Origin of the sequence: Prevotella sp. TF12-30, from assembly GCF_003436715.1 — a bacterium.
Classification (GTDB): domain Bacteria; phylum Bacteroidota; class Bacteroidia; order Bacteroidales; family Bacteroidaceae; genus Prevotella; species Prevotella copri_A.
Map to the genome: position 1 here is coordinate 1 of NZ_QSQJ01000102.1, position 1,665 is coordinate 1,665.

A 1,665-nucleotide genomic window follows, 5' to 3' on the forward strand; every position below is an offset into this window, starting at 1 on the left:
GGGCTTTTCTGTATATGGAAAACCGGTACCATTTCCTGGTATGGAATTTAGCGGATGGTCGCAGCCCCAACGTGATAATACATATATGAATATGGATAAGAACAATGTGAAACCGTATGTTTTCAAGCATCCGGAGTATGAATGGAGAGTATTTCTAATTAACAACATATCTTTCTAAAACTTCAATATATATGAGCAAGAAAAGTTTTTCTGCAGCTGCAGAGGCTGCTGTACAGGCGCTTTTGAACGCCCAGAAGGTAGATGCCAGTATCATTACTGACGAGTGTGGTAACGTAGCTATTCGCAAGGCTCCCTGGAACGATGCGGAGACCATCTGCGAGGTGCCTAAGGTGATTCCGGGCAGAATGATCTGCAGCGGTGGCGAATGCGGCGACAAGCTCGACTTCAAGCCTTACGCACAGTCGGGCGGGAAGCTATATACGGAGATTATCCATACCTCGCATGGTGCCCTCCGTACTTCGTCGCAGCGTGTGTTCGTCTCCTTCTCTTTCCCGAAGGAAATGCACAAGTCGGATATTCTGAAATATCTCTACAAAGAGATCATGGAGATGAAGGGCAAAGCTAAACATTTCAAGGAGAATATAGCATGGGAACAGTACAAGTAATGGCTCTGAATCCGGCACGCAAGGGCAATATGGGAAGATTGAGCTCTTCCCAGCCCCTGTATGTCTATGACACCCTGATAGCACAGCCGTGGCTGAAGGGTGTGATTGCGCAGATACGTGGGGAGAAGGCTATCCCCGGCGTAGATGCTGGTGATGAGAAGGCGGTGAAGAAGGCTAGAGAGGGGCTGAAGAAGCAGCTGCCTATCCGTGCCATTCACTACTACAGATTCAGGAATAACCACCGTTCTGGTGAGGATGCGGACCCAGAGAGCTTTCTCTTTCAGACTACCATCGATGTGGATGATGTGGATTATGTGGATGCTGCATTGGAGAAGGCTCGTGAGCTGAACTGCAGCAACACGATATGGAAGGGGAAACTGCTGCATCTGGAGTATTCGGCTAGAAAGAAGCTGCATATCGATATCAGAATGCCGATGGGTATGACGATAGAGGAGACGCAGAAGGCGTATTGCGAGGCGGCTGGGATTCCCTACGACAAGAGCTGCATCACGCCCGAGAGAATCATCTTTATCACGGATAAGGACTCCGAGATTTACCGCTCGAAGGAGTGGTATGGGGTGCTGCCGGATGAGGAGATCAAGGCTCGCAGAGAGGCTTTCCTTAAGCGTGGCTTAACGATTGATGGAAGGGGGACGGCTCGCTACAGCTTGCTTGCCGGGGATTGCAAATCCCCGGAACGCCTGGCGGGAGACTTTCAGGGGCAAATACCTAGCGATAGTAATCATAAAGTTCAAAGCTCAAATCTTAAAGTTCAAAGTAATGACGATGTTCAAGACAATCGATTTCAGGGCACTGACAGCCATTCTGCTGTTTCTTCTGGCGCTGCTATTCAGCCTGCCCAACCTGGTGATAGCCATCGTGCTGATGATGATTATATCAGCCATACTGGAAATGCTCAGAAAGCTGGCGGACTGGCAGCCCAAGAAGCAGAAAGTGCCAGTGAGAAGAATCTCATAGCCTTCGACCTCTTCCAGGAATCCGCAGGACTGAAGGGGATGAATATTGATACCGTCGGGTC

General features: G+C 49.4%; 1 protein-coding gene and 1 pseudogene. Both read left to right on the forward strand.

Features of this window, described 5'->3' with window-relative positions:
* Positions 1–191: 191 nt before the first annotated feature.
* Positions 192–626: a hypothetical protein gene (locus tag DXD25_RS16215; protein WP_117664384.1), complete on the forward strand. Its 435-nt coding sequence runs from the start codon at positions 192–194 to the stop codon at positions 624–626.
* Positions 608–1,665 (forward strand): annotated as a pseudogene (locus DXD25_RS17355) (hypothetical protein); the annotation flags it as partial. The gene DXD25_RS16215 and the pseudogene DXD25_RS17355, both read left to right, overlap by 19 nt.

Bases quoted from the DNA above. Each gene is read 5' to 3' on its own strand.
- DXD25_RS16215 (WP_117664384.1), top strand. From the start codon at position 192: ATGAGCAAGAAAAGTTTTTCTGCAGCTGCAGAGGCTGCTGTACAGGCG.